Origin of the sequence: Listeria farberi (genome assembly GCF_014229245.1) — a bacterium.
Lineage (GTDB): Bacteria > Bacillota > Bacilli > Lactobacillales > Listeriaceae > Listeria > Listeria farberi.
Window position 1 is genome coordinate 16898 of record NZ_JAARZJ010000016.1, and the last position, 19313, is coordinate 36210.

At 33.6% G+C, this 19313-nt stretch carries 17 protein-coding genes and 1 tRNA gene; 4 read left to right on the forward strand and 14 right to left on the reverse strand.

Annotated features, from left to right (window positions below; all coding sequences use genetic code 11):
* Nucleotides 1-445 precede the first annotated feature (445 nt).
* From HCB45_RS13035 to HCB45_RS13050, 3 genes are all read right to left on the reverse strand, one after another.
* Nucleotides 446-703, reverse strand: coding sequence for a hypothetical protein (locus HCB45_RS13035; protein ID WP_185620215.1), 258 nt, complete (start codon nt 701-703; stop codon nt 446-448).
* A gap of 2226 nt (nt 704-2929) precedes the next feature.
* Nucleotides 2930-3811: an aldo/keto reductase gene (locus tag HCB45_RS13045; protein WP_185620217.1), complete on the reverse strand. Its 882-nt coding sequence runs from the start codon at nt 3809-3811 to the stop codon at nt 2930-2932.
* A 317-nt stretch (nt 3812-4128) separates the two neighbouring features.
* Nucleotides 4129-4512 carry a DUF4064 domain-containing protein gene (locus HCB45_RS13050; RefSeq protein WP_185620219.1) on the reverse strand — a complete coding sequence of 128 codons (384 nt, stop codon included), beginning with the start codon at nt 4510-4512 and terminating at the stop codon, nt 4129-4131.
* A gap of 727 nt (nt 4513-5239) precedes the next feature.
* Here HCB45_RS13050 and HCB45_RS15290 point away from each other — a divergent pair.
* Nucleotides 5240-5371, forward strand: coding sequence for a hypothetical protein (locus tag HCB45_RS15290; protein ID WP_260508447.1), 132 nt, complete (start codon nt 5240-5242; stop codon nt 5369-5371).
* Nucleotides 5372-7218: 1847 nt separating this feature from the next.
* Nucleotides 7219-7308 (forward strand) — tRNA-Ser (locus tag HCB45_RS13060).
* 309 nt (nt 7309-7617) lie between these two features.
* Here the strand turns inward: HCB45_RS13060 and HCB45_RS13065 are convergent.
* The 4 genes from HCB45_RS13065 to HCB45_RS13080 all read right to left on the reverse strand — a co-directional run bounded on the left by HCB45_RS13065 (nt 7618) and on the right by HCB45_RS13080 (nt 10637).
* A complete protein-coding gene (locus tag HCB45_RS13065) occupies nt 7618-7998 on the reverse strand; it encodes a hypothetical protein (RefSeq protein ID WP_185620222.1) in 381 nt (126 codons plus the stop codon).
* Nucleotides 7982-8701, reverse strand: coding sequence for a type II TA system antitoxin MqsA family protein (locus HCB45_RS13070; RefSeq protein WP_185620224.1), 720 nt, complete (start codon nt 8699-8701; stop codon nt 7982-7984). The genes HCB45_RS13065 and HCB45_RS13070 overlap by 17 nt, the downstream gene beginning before the upstream one ends.
* A complete protein-coding gene (locus HCB45_RS13075; RefSeq protein ID WP_185620225.1) occupies nt 8694-9077 on the reverse strand; it encodes a hypothetical protein in 384 nt (127 codons plus the stop codon). The genes HCB45_RS13070 and HCB45_RS13075 overlap by 8 nt, the downstream gene beginning before the upstream one ends.
* A gap of 1209 nt (nt 9078-10286) precedes the next feature.
* Entirely contained in the window at nt 10287-10637 is a 351-nt protein-coding gene (locus HCB45_RS13080) for a hypothetical protein (RefSeq protein WP_185620226.1), read from the reverse strand.
* A 784-nt stretch (nt 10638-11421) separates the two neighbouring features.
* Here HCB45_RS13080 and HCB45_RS13085 point away from each other — a divergent pair.
* Both HCB45_RS13085 and HCB45_RS13090 read left to right on the forward strand, forming a co-directional pair.
* The gene (locus tag HCB45_RS13085; RefSeq protein ID WP_185620227.1) at nt 11422-11673 is read left to right on the forward strand and encodes a type II toxin-antitoxin system Phd/YefM family antitoxin; all 252 of its coding nucleotides are present in this window, start codon (nt 11422-11424) and stop codon (nt 11671-11673) included.
* The gene (locus tag HCB45_RS13090; RefSeq protein ID WP_185620228.1) at nt 11666-11935 is read left to right on the forward strand and encodes a Txe/YoeB family addiction module toxin; all 270 of its coding nucleotides are present in this window, start codon (nt 11666-11668) and stop codon (nt 11933-11935) included. Before HCB45_RS13085 ends, HCB45_RS13090 begins: the two co-directional genes overlap by 8 nt.
* 335 nt (nt 11936-12270) lie before the next feature.
* Here the strand turns inward: HCB45_RS13090 and relB are convergent, their stop codons facing one another.
* From relB to selD, 7 genes are all read right to left on the reverse strand, one after another.
* A complete protein-coding gene (gene relB / locus HCB45_RS15490; protein ID WP_185620261.1) occupies nt 12271-12585 on the reverse strand; it encodes a type II toxin-antitoxin system RelB family antitoxin in 315 nt (104 codons plus the stop codon).
* Between the two features lie 306 nt (nt 12586-12891).
* Nucleotides 12892-14274: an L-seryl-tRNA(Sec) selenium transferase gene (gene selA, locus HCB45_RS13100; protein ID WP_312026332.1), complete on the reverse strand. Its 1383-nt coding sequence runs from the start codon at nt 14272-14274 to the stop codon at nt 12892-12894.
* 15 nt (nt 14275-14289) lie between these two features.
* Nucleotides 14290-15426 carry an aminotransferase class V-fold PLP-dependent enzyme gene (locus HCB45_RS13105; protein ID WP_185620230.1) on the reverse strand — a complete coding sequence of 379 codons (1137 nt, stop codon included), beginning with the start codon at nt 15424-15426 and terminating at the stop codon, nt 14290-14292.
* A gap of 15 nt (nt 15427-15441) precedes the next feature.
* Nucleotides 15442-17325: a selenocysteine-specific translation elongation factor gene (gene selB / locus HCB45_RS13110; RefSeq protein WP_185620231.1), complete on the reverse strand. Its 1884-nt coding sequence runs from the start codon at nt 17323-17325 to the stop codon at nt 15442-15444.
* A 10-nt stretch (nt 17326-17335) separates the two neighbouring features.
* Nucleotides 17336-17602 (reverse strand): putative Se/S carrier protein, encoded by a 267-nt coding sequence (locus HCB45_RS13115; protein WP_185620232.1) that lies wholly within the window; start codon nt 17600-17602, stop codon nt 17336-17338.
* Between the two features lie 17 nt (nt 17603-17619).
* Nucleotides 17620-18216: a sulfurtransferase-like selenium metabolism protein YedF gene (gene yedF / locus HCB45_RS13120; RefSeq protein WP_185620233.1), complete on the reverse strand. Its 597-nt coding sequence runs from the start codon at nt 18214-18216 to the stop codon at nt 17620-17622.
* A 12-nt stretch (nt 18217-18228) separates the two neighbouring features.
* Nucleotides 18229-19272, reverse strand: coding sequence for a selenide, water dikinase SelD (gene selD, locus HCB45_RS13125; RefSeq protein ID WP_185620234.1), 1044 nt, complete (start codon nt 19270-19272; stop codon nt 18229-18231).
* Nucleotides 19273-19313 lie beyond the last annotated feature (41 nt).

Genomic DNA, 19313 nt, shown 5'->3' on the forward strand with positions numbered 1-19313 from the left:
TTTAGATTAATCTAAAAAACACCTTTTTAGTCATTTCGACAATCCTTTCGATTGCTTACTATAATAACCCTTTACTCATAAACCAAGTGCTTTTTCATCTCATGAAGAGAAATACAATCATATATTTCTGTATCTATTGGATTCCCTAAACTCTCAAAGATGTTCTTTCTCATTAGTTCTGAAATTATCACACCATATAATTCGTCATATTTTGAATAAATTCTTTTTCTTCTTCAGCTACACAAAATATAATTGTAACTATTAAATAAACACCTCTTCCAAATTCTATACTTTTAGCTTCCGGTAATTATAATGCAAAAACATGAAAAAGAAGAACTTTGTAGAGTTACTTCTAAACCGAAAGCAACTTGCAATCTATTGGTTAAAAGTTATAAAGTGTCACTTACAGAACGCAAACTCCATGCGATTGACTTAAACAAGCATTTTAGTTGTTTAACCAAGCCTCCAAACATTCTGGATTATCTATTAAATACTTCACTATCTCTCGTTTGATAAATGATTGCTTAAATAACATATTTATGTTCCACCCTAGATAAATAATGGGTTTCTGATCCATATAGACTAAATCCGACCCACTTTCCATATAGCGACTTTCTACCACAGGAATTTGCAGTATTTCTGCTAACTCATTTGGCGCTATATCTCCAAAACGACTTCTAATACATTGTGTGATATCCTCCACTTTGCAACCCACCTTTTTGATTTAAAAACAATTCATTCTATTATATCGGAAAAACAACCTCTCTTCACGACTTTTCTACTTCTTTCTATATATATCAGAAATAAAAAACAGGAACATTATTCCATGAAGTGAAATGCTATAAAGCCGAGCGCTAATATCAATATATTATTTATCTCTAAATATATACTAATACATAGAATACCCAAAAGCACATATATCCCATTTAGCCAATCTTCCTTTCTTACTTTTCTCAATTCTTTTTCCTCCGATACTGTATTTATTTTCAATCAAAAGGATAATCTTTATGTATTAGATATTTTAAGCGATACGATGTAATTAGATTTTTATATAAACTTCTTCACTAATGTCATAAGACTTCATCCTAAAAAACACCTGCTACAGTACTGAATGTCGTTCCTAATGATATCTCTATTGATACACTAGTTTTCTGTATGATATTTTTTATATTGTTCCATATCTATAATTAGAATCCTTTAACAAAAATTCTAATGTTTTTTCTATTTCTTCACCCTTTCTACCTTTCCTTACAAAATATATTTTTCAGTTATCAATATATTGCATTGATTATCTCTAAAAATGCGTCTATTTATGTATTTTATCACATTTGAATTCTCTCTTTAAGAAAGGCTACATTACAAACTGCCGTTACAATAAGAAATCTTTTGAGACAAATCAACTGTTCCTTTCTTTCCCCAAAATAAAGCCACACCATCTATTAAATAATAAATGGTGTGTTCAAAATATCCGTCTCATTTTGCGTGCTCGGTATGAACGTATAATAAAAAACAGCTCCTATACTTAAACCCGATAGGGTAATAAAGCATAGAGACCATTTTGGGATGTGTTGGCTGTGCCTTTGATCTAGTTCATAATATCACAAAGCTAGTATAGCAAAAGAGTAAATTTAGGAGGCGCTGGAACATTCGTACAGAAAATAGTGGTAGGAAGAGAAACATTAGGAATCTTTCTTTTTATTTAAGTGGTTAAGTTAAGATTATACTAAAACTATGGACAACAAGGAGGTATGGATGTGAATAAAAACTATATGTACTACTTATAATTCCAGCGATAATTGCTTTTTATTTATTGCCAAGTGAATATACCTTTTACTCTTTAGTCGTCCCTATTAATTTTTGGGTTATTTACTATTGTTGTGATTATTTTCAAAAAACTCACTAGAGATAAAACTAACTATATCCATTTGTAGGATGATACAGCGAAAACGAGTCTATAGTCCTGATTTATTATTTTTATAACAGTCACTCCTATATAGCAATATTATTATATGATTCCCCTTTACCGAACATATATTTAACGCAACTTTTCATACTTTTGACGTTAGTAGGATCCATGGATCCTACTTATAAGTGTAGTACAAATGTTTGGAAATGGAACTACTTTTTGATGAGTATAGGCGAAAAACATGTAAAAAAGACGCCAAGCTTTCGCGCTTGGCGCCGGCTATTGGAATGAATAAAGATACTACACAGCAGGAGTAACCCATTGATTCCAATAACCCAATACTTGATAAAAAGGTATGAGTATATAGTGAAATCGAGTAAATATTCACACAATTAGTATGACATGGAAGTGATAATTGGTCAAAAAAATAACAACTTATGCCTGAAAAGGAAGAAAGAGCATAAGTTGTTGTTTTAGCGAAATACTTTTTATATTGTTTTGGATAGCTACACATTTATTACTAAATTTAAAATTCCCGCAGGGAAAGTTTATTTGTCCCCACTTGTCGATTGTTATGATGGCGCTATTATTAGTTGGACCATTGGAACAAAACCTAATGCAGAATTAGTGAATACAATGGTTAGATGATGGATTCCCCACCCTTCAAAACAAAGTTCAATCGGTCATTCTGATTGTGATGCCCAATATCGATGGCCTAGTTGGATCATCGATCGAATGAATAAAGCAAACTTGTCGCACTCCAAGTCTAAAAAAGGTTGTTCACCAGATAACTCAGCATACGAAGAATCCTTTGGACGCTTAAAGAATGAAATGTTTTACCAACGAAACTGGAAAATACGACAAGCAACCAGTTTATGAATCATTTGGATAATTACATCTCTTGATATAATAATCAGCGAATCAAGTTACCTTTAGGAGGACTTAGTCCTCTTCAACATCAGATGAGGCAAGGGGATATTTGTTGAAAATGGTCCAGGATTATGTCCACACCCCTTTTTCCTACTATTTTTCTAACGCTTTTTCCCAATCGCTCAGTACATAATCAGGTTGTTTCATATCACCATAGAAAATTTCCATGAAGTGATGTGGATCTGTACCAACACGTTTATTTTCGTTCAAGCCATTGACAATTTCAATATCATCATCGGAAATTTCAAAATCCCAAACATCAAAATTAGATTTGATTCTATCTTGATTGACCGACTTCGGAATAGTTACAATATTATTTTGAATTTCCCAACGAATCATGAGTTGGGCCGTTGTTTTCCCGTATTTTTCTGCTAATTTAAGGAGCGCAGGGTGATGAAGCAGACGGCCACTACCAAGTGGGCAGTAAGCTTCTGTTATAATACCTAATGAATCGTTGTATTTCCGAGCCTCCACTTGACTAAGCATAGGATGAAGTTCGATTTGATTAATCATCGGTGTAATTTTAGCTGTTGTCAATAATTGGTCAAGATGCTCAGGTAGGAAATTACTAACACCGATTGCTCTAATTTTACCATCTTCATAAAGTTCTTCCATGACACGCCAAGCTTCATTATATAAGTCTGTCTTAGGCCAGTGAATGAGGAATAAATCAATATATTCCAATTGTAATTTTCCAAGTGATTCATAAAAAGCAGCTTTCGTTGTGTCATATCCAAGCAAACTTGCTCGAACTTTTGTTGTGATAAAAACTTCTTCGCGTGGAATACCGCTTGCAATCAACCCTCTGCCAACAGCTTCTTCATTATTATAACCCTGAGCCGTATCAATCGAGCGATATCCAGCTTCTAATGCCACTTTGGTTGCATTCTCTGCTTGTGCAGGTGTCATTTGAAAGACACCCAAACCAACGCGAGGCATTTCGATCCCATTTGCTAATTTAACTGTTCTGCTCATAATTCCCCTCCATTTCATTGTATTCTGATATAGGAATAAAAAGTTAAACCCATATACTTATATCTGTGTACCACTATATCTTTTTTCTTCAAAGCGCCATTGTTTCTTAATAGTATCCCTACAAGTAACGAGCTTTATTTCTAGGATAAAATAATTAGAACCTTTTTAAAAAGACTAGAAAAAAGGAAGTTTTTCTTCTAGTCTCTTTTGCATATTAATCTTTAGGAACAAATCAATAAGTACTTCCATTCAATCATACTCATAAATCCTTTAGTTTCTTACTAACAAAACTTTGTAGATAACAAACACACTGCACCTTAAGACGCTGTTACTTTTCTCGCTAAACACATGATACCAGCAATAATCGCAAGTACTCCTGGAACGATCCAAAGTAATCCCACTAAGAAGAAACCTACTGCACCTGCTACCAGCGTTAAAATACCAAATAGTTTTGCATTGCGTTTTATAAATACGGCAAAAACAATTAATGCAATCGCGATAATTAACGTAATTACTGCAAGAACAATAACCATACTTCCAGTAGCTGCTAAGGTCGCTGTATCTAAACCATTTAATTCCGCATCTGAGTTATCTGAAATAGCTGTTAAAAAACCAGCGCTTAAAAAGGCTGTAAAACCAGCAATAATACCAGTAATCCCAGCAATTAATGTTAAGATAAATTCTGTTTTTCTTGGATTCATTACATAAAACCTCCTTCACTAAATCTTTTTTCAATTATCAGTATAACATTAATTTCTTCAATAAAATGTGCCTATTTTGTGTACTTTAGTACATATGTCATCCTTTTAAGAAATTAATTTCCAGCTTGCTGATAACGTGAACTCTATGGATATCCATGCAACACAAAAATCATATTTGAATAACTAACTTTTAATTTTAACTCTTTAAATAACGAAGCATAACTATTATTGAGTGGGAATAAACAAGCAAACAAAAAAGGCCTTATTTTAAGGGTTTTTTTGCGTTTATAGGAGTCTCTGATACTGTTTATTATTTTTCTGGGTTCAATTCCCCCACAATCATCAGCAGTGTATGGACAATTAATTTTCCATTCTGTGTACTCGCTTTTTGTAATTATTCCATCGCTTAGCTTAGTTCTTGTTTTCTTAGCTTCCATTCTTTCGGAAAATTGTGAAGTATACGATAATTAATAACAACAACAATATTAGTATCGGAATTGGATGAATCACTGTTATTTTCTACATCAAAAAGTTTTACACTCGTTTCTTCATCGTTAGTAAAACCCGATTTATCTGTACATCTTCAAAAAACAAGTGAAGTTAGTGATAGGGTGGAATTAGAAGTACAAACTATTTTGGCAACATATCAGCTACAATTAATAACTAATAGTTTTAATATACAGGATAGTATCTGCTATTTTGATTTGACTACTAAAGAGGTGAGTTTATGATGGAACGTTATACAATAGAACAAGATTTTGGCCAGTTCTGTCTTGCTCGAATAGAGAGTAATCACGAAGAGTTTCAAGAAAAAAGGAGAAGCTATTATAAATTACGTGATCAATTAGAAGAATTATGAAAACCAGAAATAAGCAAATATCTTGATTCTTTGGAAAAATATCAAGTTGAAGCTTTTCTTTATCTTTATAGAGAGGCATTTAAAGAAGGAGTGCATTTTCTACAAAACAAATTAAAAAACATTCAGGTAAGTGAACGGATTAGCAAATTAATTGAATAAATTATTGAAGAGAGTGGAGGTTTTTTATAGAGGAGAAAATGACATAGAGTTTTGTGTGTTATTAATACTATTAATTCGAAAACTATAAATAACAGCGATAATATAAATAAAGAGCTTTTCAGGATAATAAAATAAGCAAATATGTTTAGTATTTGGATATTAGAATCGTAATCGGATAAATAACACAAAATTGCATCCCGCGATTAAAATTGTTTTTATTAACTACCAAGCCTGATGTTCTTTTTCGACTTCATTCCCATTAGATGGGTAAAATCTCCTCATACACTCCTCCATGAGATGACCGATACTGTTGATTCATAAGCATCAACTTCTACCTTTTTAATACTAAAATAAAGCAATCCATCTACTTCTTGCACCACGCAATGTATTAGCCACTCTTTTACCTCAAACTCGCAGAGATAGTAATCGTAAGTGCTTTTTCTTGTTTTCTTAATGTTGTTTCCAGCATAAGAAGCACCTCCTCAATTACTATCTCACTATGTAAATACAGCAATTATAAGCATACTAATATGTTTCCTTGTTTTAGCTGCGCTTGGACAGAGGGGTGGAACCATCCTCTGCCGTACTAACTAAGGTATTTTTTGTTAATCCAGAAATAGAGTTTCCGCTCTACCTCTGTCCAAACGTAGCTTTCTTCCGTTTTTCCCTGTCTATTATTAGTATACATCATCTGATAATAGAGCGGAATTATTATTGGAAAATTCACTGTTTTGTCACTTTTCCCATGTTTTTGTTATCCAAATTCTATCAACTTCGATTTTTCAGCTGAACGAGTTAGGCTATCAAGAAGACAATTGAAGCTGGAATTGTGTACCCAATTTAAGTATGCATTTTCTATCAAAGAATAAGCTTTAAAATGCTCTCTAATGAATACCGTATTGCTATTCCTATTGTCATTTTCTAGGTAAGTAATATTCTGAAGTCCTGATTGAGTCTAAAATGATCCTTGCAACTCATCAAATCCAACAACTCAAAAAAGAAATATTCTATTCAAGATAAAAAATTTAATCTAAAAAACAATGACTATATTCTATACGCCCGAGCTTTTAGCGGTTATCCACATCTATTATTTTTCCACCCCCTTATTTCTTGCGAAAAGCTCAAATTAAGCTATAAAAAATTATTAACTGTTCCGTTTTTATAAAAATACATTTCTCATCCCCTTCTGCACATTTGGAGTTGTTGTTCAAAATCAAACGCCTCGACACAATATAAAAACATACATATAAAAACACACCATGTACTAAGTAATGGCGCATTTACAATATCTATCTCCTTAGCCTTTATCAATATCTGCTGATAACTTTTATATTTATAGCTACTAATGCTTTTTAGTTCTAATCCTTCTCATGTTTTAAACTTCTATATTATCTCCTTGAATCTAGCCTTTTCACCCTACCACCAGCTAAATATTCCACTGATTTTGATTTGCCACCTCTATGCTACCGCTTCATTTAACCTATGTCTAGCCGCCTATAAATATTAACAAAAAGCTTTCTATTAAATTAAAACTTTGAATCCATTGAATACTTATTTATACTTTCGCTCCCTGTAAAAAGACTCTCTAACTAGTTGTGTTTATTATTAATCCATCCCTTTTATTAAAAAATTAGCATTTTTATTAATTGTATTATATAATATTTTTTATTTGCATTCTATAACACAGTGGAGAAATACCCAAGTCCGGCTGAAGGGGACAGTCTCGAAATCTGTTAGGCGGTGTATGTCGCACCGGGGTTCGAATCCCCATTTCTCCGTTTTTTGCATTTGTTTAGAAAATGTTATCTATTGCAAACTGGTATAAAATAGCCATTTTGGTATTAGGTAACATTTTTTATTTTTTAGTTCAGATTGTTTTAGAAAAGTTTTACCACGATATATTGAAACATCATAAAAATTATGCAATAATATTCACATGAACTATTTTATCGTTCAATTATTTCATTCAACTATTAGCTGTTTGACATCGCTCATATAATGAATATAACAGCAACCTCGATATTATTCGGGGTATTTTTACATAAAAAAGCCCTAACTGATGAGGTTTGGGCTATAAATGCAAGATACTATTCATCATTTTCAGTTTCCATTGGTGCCACAACCATAGGTACACCGAATAGTTTTCCAGTAATAAAACCGATAATTAAAGAGGATTCGCTTAGAACAGGTATAGTTAACCGTTCTCTTTCTTCCGAAACATCTATAATAGTTCGAATATCTTCGATTTTTTCATCACAAGTAAAATGGGATTCTAAAGTTATTTGAAATAACACTTGATTTCCATCTAAAACTATTCTCTCCTCATTTCTTACTATAATATTTTGTATTTCATCCTCGTATATGGCATCAAACATCAAACTATTTTTACGTTCTAATTCTCCTCCACTTATTCCTTCAATAGAAGTATTTATAGATTTTAATTGTGTATCTTTATATGTTATTTCCATGTATTTTACCACCTTTTAATAGACTTGCGAAAGTAGAAGCCAAACTGTTTTTATCATTACTTTTTAATTTAGCATTTGCTTTGTTTTCAAGTACAATGGCTTCATTTCTATTGTTTGCAACTTTTAAAGTATTTACATAGTCAAAAACTATTTCTGACTGATTCGCCATCATAGCAACCTTGTTATTCATTTTTTTAATATTTTCTTCAACATGCTTGTAAACAAAGCCGTCTCTTTCATTCATCAAGTTGATAATTTTATTTTTAGTTTTTTCGTAAATATCCTCACTTATTTTAATTTTATTAGTAAGCATTGCCATATAGAATGCATTTGGGTCATTTGCCATTATAAACAAGGTATTATGCAAATCAGTTTGTAAAGCTCCTCCTTCATATCGGCTCAAAGTAGCATGTGACATCCCTAATAACGTTGCAAAACTCCTTTGACTTAGGTCGTATTGCTCTCTGACAGATTTAATTTCAGCAGGAGTAAGCCAATTCTTTGCTTTTCGATATAAATTATAATCAGATTCTAAATTTCTATCCATATTCGTAGGATTTTCAATTTGAACACCACAATTTTCGCACTCTAAATAATGATGAGTATTTGAAAATATTTCACCTTTTATTTCAATATCTTCTTTAACTTTTACTTCTTTAAATTCGGTCTCATTTACACATTCAAAGCAAAAATGTCTAACCATTTATACCACTTCCTTTCCTAAACGGGTATATAATTGGATATTCGCATTCATGAAAAGACAAACAAGCTGCCCTATATTCACCATCTTCTTCCAATATACTTACCTTAACGTACACTTCATAAATTTCTACTTCCATCCCAAATTCCCAAATAATAGCTCCTTTACCACCTGTAGAACTAAAATTTGCACTAGGTCCTTTATAATAATTATCGCAACAAAGATTCTTGCAAATATAACTTTGTATCTGGGTATAAGTCCATCCTAGCTTTCTCATGAAATCCCCGTTTTTTCTAGTCTGCCACATTTGGAATTCATTGTTTTCAAACGACTTTTTAACTTGCTCAATAACAATATCCACATCTCGTCTTGAGGTCATATCTGTATCCCTTTCATCTAGCTATAATATATAATTATAGCTTAAATGTGATACTTTGCACAATCAAAAAACGTTATCTCTTAATAACACAATAACCTAAACAAGAAAGAAAAGAAAGATTTATACTCATAAATTCATATTTCGTTCCCCTATAGCGAACATTTTTAGTTAATAAGACCTACTTTTATTGGGTTTTTCGGATGATATTTCAGATACAATAATGGATACTTTTATAGTAACTTATTTTGTAACTTTAAAAGTATCCTAATTTATTAAACAAAAAAAGCCCTCGCATTTGGAAACTGACTCGCGAATGTGGGACAAAATAAAAAAGCACCTCTTGTTGAATTCGAGTAAAATGAATTTAACAGGAGATGCTTTTTGAATGGTAACAAGAGTCATGTACCCAATAGAAGTGAAAAAAATGGCAATTCAAGATGAAAAAAGAAAATATAGCAGTCCGTCTCATTATGGATGAACTAGGTAGTAAAAATAAGACGCAGATAGAAACTTGGTAGGGATGGTATAGGCATGGAGAAATGAGCATCGTTCAAATTTGTTGACTCTTTGATATTCCTCGCTCCACTTATTTTCGATGGAGAGGCCCCCCTAAATGTAGGAGAACTTACTGAATTAGAGGCAGTCGTTCAACGAATCTGTATCGCTAATCACTTTAGATATGGTATAAGAAAATTACTACGCTTATTAACCGAGAACGACGAGTAAGTAAAAATACCATACAGCATATTATGCAAAAAATAATTAGCAATGTCGAGCGAAGATAAAGAAGAAAAGAACGGGGCAATATCATCACTTATACGATAATATACTCCAGAAAAGTTTAATATTTAATGAACCTCTTAACAAACATTACCTACTTACCTTTTTGGAAAAAACAACTTGTTTTTATCTTCCATTATGGATTTGTATAACGGGAAGATTATTGCCTATACCATTAAAGATAAGCAAGATGTTTTCTTGGTTTTAGACACATTACACCAGCTTCCTAAGGAGTGCGATGGCTTATTGTAAGTGATTAAGACTTCGTTCATACTTCATATCAAAAGCAAGCAAGTTCAATTAAAAAGTATTACCATGAGTATATCTCATAGAGGGATACCTTCTGATAATGCCTGCATCGAATCGTTTCAAGCCTCGCTTCCACTAACTTTCATTCCCTATATTATCCATATAAAACGCATGCAAATATTAGAACATCTTATTTCCGCTCGAGCTTTTTTTGCTAAAACACTCTAAGTTTTTTATTACAAAGCTAACCAAATATATCCCTATAAATAACATAAAAAAGCTGTATAACATAGCTAGCAAATGGACTGTAATACCTGTGTTCCCTTTAAAAGCAGCATCAATAAAATTACTTTTATTATCAATGTTGTTACTCACTGTTAACCAGCGCACCGGACCGCCAAATTCATATAAATAGCTGGCGCCTTTTGAACCATCGGCTATTGCTACTTCCGGAGGTAAAATCAATAGCATTATCAGCATCAAAGTACATGTTATAAACAATATATTTATCGATTTCTGAATTTCTCCCATGCAAATCTCCTTTAAAATCTGTTTTCTTAATATTACCATAAAAACAAAGTATAAATGAAATCAGGACCACTGTATCATCTTTGCAAATTCTTTCTTTTTTTGAAAAGGTAATAAATATTCATAAAGACATAAAACCCCATTCTACTTACCTATAAGCAAGTAGAAGATATTTTTTGAATTAGGAACCATTAAATATTCGTATACTCTATTGTTTTCATGATAATACGGCATATTTACTTGTTTTATACATAAAAAAGAGAACCTTAGCTATCTAGAAATTCCTTTGAACTTGCAAAAAATGACGAAAGAAGCTTTAATAACATATTTTCTGTTCCTAACGAACAAAAAAGAAAATTGAAGTGATTATTCAGATTCTTAAGTTAAGAAAACAACATAATTGAAGTCAAGCTGAATTAGCGGAAAACTGCGGACTGGCACAAACTCGAATAGCTAGGATAAAAATCTTGATAGTAATCCTATACTAAATACATTACTAAAAGTTCTTGGATCATTTGATAAGATACTAGTTATTACATAAAAACTTCATCATTTACAAATAAATTGTATAGTTATCAAAAACAACGCAAAAAGCACCCCGTAAAATAATAGTCTCTATCTCTCTTTTCAAGGGTGTAGACTATTATTTTTTGTTATGCTACTACCGCTATTTTCTGTATGGATGTCTCAGGACGCATTCTTTATATTTTTTACGTAAATCAATAATAAGAGAGAGTTGATTGTTTGTACTAAATACTGTACAATAAAATAAAAGGAGGAAATGCAGATGTCTGTGACCACTTATAGTAATGCCAGAAAAAATTTCAAATCCTTAATTAAACAAGTAAATGAAGATAATGATGCGGTTACTATTACAACAAAAGAAAATAAAAATGCCGTTTTGATCTCAGAAAGCGAATATAACAAATATATGGAAACCATTTATTTATTACAAAATCCTGCCAACGCAAAGCGCCTTAATGAATCTATGGAGCAATTAGAAACAGGTAAGCTAAAAGTGATAACACTAGATGAGTAAGTTAAACGTTTTATTTACTAGCCATGCTTTTGAAGACTATATGTTTTGGCAATCTACGGATAAAAAACAAATAAAACGGATTAACGAATTAATTAAAAGCATTCAAAGAGATGGACAGTTAGATGGAATAGGCAAACCAGAAAAGTTGAAGGGAAATTTAAGTGGATTTTCTAGTAGAAGAATTGATCGAGAGCATCGGTTAGTCTACAGAGTAGAAAATGAGCAAATAGAAGTTATTTCATGCAGGTATCATTATGCGTGAAGAGTGTAACGTAGAAATTTTAATCAATTAAAGTACTTTTTGATTTGCATATAGGACGGAATTTCTTTATGCTTGTATCTAATAGTGGATTATTTTTCAATTGGAATCACTAAAGTTAACTAATCCCATTTTAAATTGCCATAAACTGCGTGAATGTCTAGCTATCTCTCTAGATGAGAAACTATAAAATAAACTGCGCCAAGCAAAAGCTTGGTGTCTTTTTTACACTCTTTCAATCTTACAAAATCACTCTCATCAATAAAAAAGAGAAGATATTTTGTAGTAAGACACAAAAGTTAGACCAAATGCCGACCAGAGAAATCTGGTTGGTATTTTTATGCGTTCATCCATTCACCACGGTACTGAATAGGACTACAACCAAGTTTCATTTTAATTCGATGGTAATATTTGAATTCCGCTGTATCCGTGATTACTTTTTGATGAGGAAAAACTGTATAAAAACGCCGGTGAATATGTTTTTTGCAACTTGTCCAATGGTTCCTTTGTAAGAATTGTAAATCAATTTGATTTTCTAACCCTTCGATGATTTGTTTGCAACTAGGTTCAGAAATAGAAATGTTATTAAACTTAGCCATTTCTCGAATAAATGTTTTTTCTTTGTCAGATACTCTAAATGCAATTGTAGTCATTGATTGACACTCCCTTTTTTTAGTTGCTATACGGCTAAGAAATAGTGACTACTTTCCTAACCTTTTTAGTTATTTAAGACTATTTAATCATACAACGAAGATTCTTAGGTAAAAAATCCTGATTGTCCGTTATTCACTCAATCTCCTACCGCTAATTTTTGTACGAATGTCCCAATGCCCCTTATCTTGTGTCACCCATTTAATAGGTCAATATCTACAGGGAGGGGTTCAAGCTATCCAAATTTAACAATCCAATCTATTTATAACCTACACAAGCTTTTGTAAATTATAAATAATAACTGAGTTTTAGACTTTGTATAATTCTCTAAATTGTTCTGTAATCAGAGCTAATTCCTCATCTTCAATTGTACGCAAATCTAAATAAATTGCATCTTTCTTAATTCTTACAATGATTGGAATTGTCGCTTTTCTTAATCGTTTCTCAAGTTCACTTGCTGATAATACTTTACTTTTCATACAAACTTGAACACTCGGAAGTGCAACTTCTGGATATGCCCCACCACCTACTTTTGCTGGTTCTTCTGTTTTTGTAAATTCCATTGGTAAGGATAACGTGGCTAGCTCTTGCAATAAATATTCTGCTTTTTGGTGAAGAGTTGCTTTTGAGCAAGTAAGTTTTTGTAAGGTTGGAATTTTTTCTAAAACAGTAGCTTCGTCTAAATAACACTTTAAAGTGGCTGCTAATGCCATTATTGTCATTTTATCGACTCGTAGCGCCCTAGTTAACGGATGTTTTTTCATTGCTTGAATTGCTTCTTTTTTACCTACAATAATCCCCGCTTGTGGACCACCTAACAATTTATCGCCACTAAACGTTACAACATCACAATATTGTACTACTTCTTGGACAGTTGGTTCAAATGGAAATCCATATTTTTCCATGTTAAGTAGCAAACCACTACCTAAATCATTTACAAGTGGTAAATCATATTTTCGAGCAATCTTTGCTACTGTTTTATAATCCACCGTTTCGGTAAAGCCAACCACTTTATAATTACTTGTATGTACCTTTAAAATTGCTCCGGTCTGTTCACTGATTCCTTTTTCATAATCAGCAGCACGGGTCTTATTGGTCGTTCCTACTTCTTTAAGTGTACCACCACTAAGTTCAATAATATCTGGAATTCGAAATGACCCTCCAATTTCCACTAACTCTCCTCGCGAGATCACAAACTCTTTGCCTTGTCCGATTGTCGAAAGCGCTAAAAGCACGGCTGCAGCATTATTATTAACAACTAACGCTGCTTCTGCGTTAGTAAGTTGACATAATAACTCTTCAACATGTTCATAGCGTGAGCCTCGTTGACCTGTTTCAAAATTGTATTCTAGTGTTGAGGCATGTTGAGCAATTTCAAAAACTTCATTAGCAATGTGCTGGCTTAGATTAGCACGGCCCAGATTGGTATGTAAAACAGTTCCTGTTGCGTTAATAACAGTTTTAAGCGAGCAGGCACTCTGCTTCTGGATTTTTTCGCAAATTGTGGTAATTAGCGCTTCCTGCGAAATGGATTGACAAGTCCCAGCAAGAATGGCTTGCCGTAATACGCTAGTTTCTGTCTGAACAATTTTTTTTACTAATGCAGAAGAATGAGTAGCTAGTAATTTATTAATCGGTTTTGTCTTTAAAATCTGATCTACCGCAGGGATATTAGCTAATAATGATTGCACCGAATTTACCTCCATTTACATAATTTTCACTAATTTTTTTACAGCCTCAATAGCATGCCTTACTTCTAATTCAGTGTTCATACTTGAAAATGAAAAACGCACAACTCCTGTTGCTTTTGTGCCAAGCTCCTGGTGAATAAGCGGCGCACAGTGCATTCCTGAACGAACAATAATATTTTCCTGTTCTTCTAAATACGTTGCAATCGTTGCGGAGTCTATTCCTTTTAATGTGAATGATATGATATTATTTTGCTTTGCTAGTACTGGATTTGCGTAACAAGTTAATTGAGCCAAATCTTTAATCCCATTATAAAAAAGATTAGCCCACGTTCGTTGTTTCTTTTCAAGTACCGCTTCACCTTGTTGGCATAAATAATCAATTCCCGCTGATAGTCCCATGATTCCTGGAGTATTCAATGTGCCTGCTTCTAAATGTTCTGGATAATCGATTGGCATACATTTAGCCATTGATAGTATTCCGCTTCCACCTGAAAGTAATGGCTCCACAACTAATGTTTTTTTTAAGCAAATCCCGCCAATTCCTTGAGGACCAAACAGAGACTTGTGTCCAGTAAAACAAACTGCATCTAATGCATATTTGGTACAATTAATTGGTAAGACACCTGCTGATTGTGCAACATCAACGAGTAACAATAACTTATTTATTCGACAAAAACGGCTGATTTTTTCTAAATTGAGTGCCGATCCCGTCACATTAGACACATGTGAAACAATCACTGCTTTTGTATTTATTTGTTTTAACTTTTCTAGCATGGTTAGATCTACTTCATAGTTTGTAGTAAGCGGTAAAAATGAAATCGCTAATCCTAATTGATAGAGTGGTCGTAAAACGGAATTATGTTCTGTAACAGTCGTGATGACGTGATCTTTTTCTGTTAGTAATCCCTTGATAATCGTATTAAGTGCCATTGTGGCATTTTGTTGAAAAATCACTTCGTAATCATCATCAGCTACAAATAATCTTTTTAATTTTTTTCGAGTTTCTTCAATTTTTTTATAACTATTTAAAGAATAGCGATTTGCTCCACGGTTAGGATTCCCATATTCAGCTGAAGCAAGCATTGCATAAACTGCTTGGGCAACACTATCTGGTTTCTTATTGGTTGTAGCAGCATGATCAAAATAATACATCCAAAACCTCTTTTCTTAAACCAGTTTGCGTTTATTTTCAACACGTTTTGTGATATTTGCTTTATCTAATGCTTCTAAAATCAGCATCGACGATTTACGTGATGAACTTGTTAAATCTCTAAAATCAGCTAGTGTCATCTCCCCGTTTTTATGAATATATACTTGTACCTGCTTGATTGCTTGCTGGTACATGCTTTGCAAAAGAACATATTCATGCGTCAGATAAACCACTTCTTTATCTGCCATGCTCTCCAAGACCTCTGCTGCAGTTGGATTATTTGCGAGTAAGTCTTCTACTTTGAGCGGTGTAAAGCGACTTTTTTCAAGACTCATTAAGATGCGCGCTTTTTCTTTTTCTTGATAACTATTTAAATTTACGTTAAACGTCATATTTGCATAAAGTTGATTGCATTCTTTAAGTTTTTTTTCTTTTACAAATTGTGTTAATAAAAATTGTAATTCTTTTAAACTCATCTCTTGTTGCCAAAGTGTATATATTTCTTCTTTAGGCATTCCCATTCGCAAACGATATTTCTTATGATAAGCATTAAGTTGGTCTAAAATCTTGTCTCTCACTATTTGATATTTTTCGTGATGAATCCATCCTTTTTGGTAATGAAACACGCGTTTAGAATTTTCCCACTCCGCTAAAATTTTTTCAATATTCGCTTGTGACTCACTCGTATAGGTAAGCATTTGTGAAACAGGGGTGAAAATTTCATTTTTATTTTTCAGAAAGTCTGCTAATACATCTTCTAAACTCCCTTTTTCTTTCACTTGTAATCTCTCTAAAATTTCTGCACGAAAGCGTCGATGTTTGCTTGGATTAGCATCTAAAACAACACCGCCACCAATCGTTCTCATTGGAGAATAAGAACGTAAAATAAAGTTATCACCTGCTTTGACCGCAACTTGTTCTTCTAATCGTAATTGCAAAAAACCAGCATCTCCCGCTTCAAGTTGTTCTATTCCAATCGGTACAACGCGTGCCATCACTTCTTTTGTTCCAATCAAAACACGAACTCGTTCCCACAATTGCAAACCTTTAGGAGAACTTGGTAAACACATCAGCTTCACATCTAACATCCATGTAGCAGCAAGTTGTTTCACTTCTGCTATAACTTCCCCTCTAGCTACTTCATGAGTAGACAAATTGGCAATATTCAAAGCTGTTCGCTGACCAGCAATCGCTTGTTTCACTGCCTTTTCATGTATTTGAATACCCCGAATCCTCGCTCTTCGCTCAGAAGGATAGATTATTAATTCATCACCTACACAACAGACACCTTCTATCAATGTTCCTGTTACAACTGTTCCAAAGCCTTTTACTGAAAATACACGATCAATATTCAAACGCGGACTTGCATTAACATTGCGTTTATTTTCAATTTCACTACTCATTTTTGTAATCGTTTCTTTCAACACTTCTAAACCAATTTGCTCTACTGCGTCGGTTTCAATTATAGTTACATGTTCCAAAATCGTCCCTTGGATATAAGAATGTATATCTTCCATGACAAGTTCTCGTAACTCCTCGTCAAGTGTTCCAACTTTTGTCAAAACAATAATGAAATGCTGAATTCCAAGCAATGTTAAGATGTCAATATGTTCTTTTGTTTGCGGCATAATACCTTCACCTGCATCAATAATCAGCAATGCTATATCAATTCCCGGAAGACCTGCGACCATATTTTTAATAAATTTCTCATGTCCCGGAACATCTACAATCCCCACTCGTTCACCATTCGGTAAATCTAAGTAAGCAAATCCTAAGTTGATCGACATGCCGCGATCTTTTTCTTCTTTAGTAGTATCTGTTTCAATCCCGGTCAGCGCCTTTATCAACGTTGTTTTACCATGATCAATATGACCTGCTGTCCCTACTACAATTGTTGACATTTGCTCCACCTCAATCTACTAGTACTTTTTTAAAGGTTGTATGCAAACCTGTTTGTTTTCCTTGGTACAGACCTTGTGTCGTTATTTGTTGTTGATTCAGCAACTGTGTTACTGTCTCAAGAGCTTCAATATGGAACTGCAATGACAGACCGCAATCCGCTATTATTTTTTCTGGTGTTGGAATTAATCTTGCTTGAATCTGCGCAACTTGTACTAAACGCTCGCTTTCCATAGCAGCACGCGTAGAAGTAAAAACAAATAAGTAAAATTGTTTCATTGCTATCGCTCCTATTTTTAAGGTTTAATGACTTTTGCACTTAAGCGAAGTAACTCAACAATGTGATACATATTCGTTATTTCTCCGACTGCTATTTTATCTTGCAAACCATAGAAATCAACACACGCACCGCACACATAAATCAATACTCCCGCTGTTTTTAATGCTTTTAAATCCGTTAATAACACCGAATCAGCTGTCACAAAATGGGCTCCAGCATTATAAAAAATAACATGTTCTGGCAGTTCACTCTGTTCTGTTAAAGCATAAACAAAACCTTTTAACAATGTTTGCCCTAGCCGCTTATCTCCTTGCCCCATAGTATCTGTATCAATCACAATGCTATAACTACTTATAGTCGGTTGCTTTAAATCTACTTTTTCTACTTCACTAGTAGCTATTTCTAAATCAAATTGTCGAATAGTCACTAAATAAGTTGAATCAACTTCTTCTACTAGTTCACAATGAAGATTTAACTTCGCTGCCATTTTTTGTAAATTTTGAACAGCAATTTTATTATCTACAATCGTTGTTACCGTCGTATGCGTTTGTAGTGCTTGTTTTGTTTTAATTACTGGAAGTGGACAGGCCAGCATTCGTGCATCAATTCTCACAGCAATCCCTCCTCATTTCACACGGATTTCCCAACTATCTTTCGTTATTACTTTACCAAAATCAACTGCAGGTATCTCCGCTTCCTGAAGTGCGGCAACCAATTGTTCTGCTTCCGCTTCAGGAATACTGACTAACAAGCCGCCTGAAGTCTGGGGATCAAAAAGTATTTCTTCTAAACCGAAATCATTCTGCTCAAAGTGAACAAAAGATTCCAGATAATTACGATTTCGTTGTCCACCAGCAGTCAACAGAAACTCATTAGCAGCTTGTTTCGCAGCTGCTAAAATCGGAATTTCACTACTAAACAAACACGCTGAAAAAGTGCCATGCAGCAATTCGTGTAAATGTCCAAGCAAGCCAAAACCTGTTATATCTGTACAACTTGATGCCTGAAAATCACCTATAATTTCGCTGGCATCTTTATTAAGAGTTTGCATATAACCTATTGCCTCATCAAATGATTTTTGATCCATCTCTCCTACACTATATGCAGTTGTAATAATCCCAACACCTAAGGGTTTTGTTAATACCAAATGATCGCCTAACTGGCAGTTGTTATTTCTTAGCAACTTGTTAGGATGAATTGTACCGGTAACTGAAAGACCATATTTAACCGAAGCATCATGGATAGAATGTCCACCCACTAAAATGCCGCCTGCTTCTTTTACTTTTTCAGCTCCACCACGGATGATTTCTTTCAAAATTGCTAAGTTTTTGTCTTCTGGAAAACAAACAATATTCATTGCTGATAATACTTTACCTCCCATTGCATATACATCACTTAGTGCATTTGCAGCTGCAATTTTACCAAATAAATAGGGATCACTTACCATCGTAGGAAAGAAATCTAGCGTCTGAATAAGCGCCTGCTCTTCAGAAAGTTTAATCACTGCTGCATCATCAGCTGTATCAAAACCGACAAGCAAAGAATCACTTTCTGTCTTAGGTATACCCTGCAAAATCTCATCTAAATGTCCTGGCCCAATTTTCGCATTACATCCACCGCAGATAATTAATTCTTCTTTTGACGCTACTGCTTTACGCTTATCTATCATTTATACTTCCGCTCCTTAGGCTAGAGTCAAAACCGCCTGTT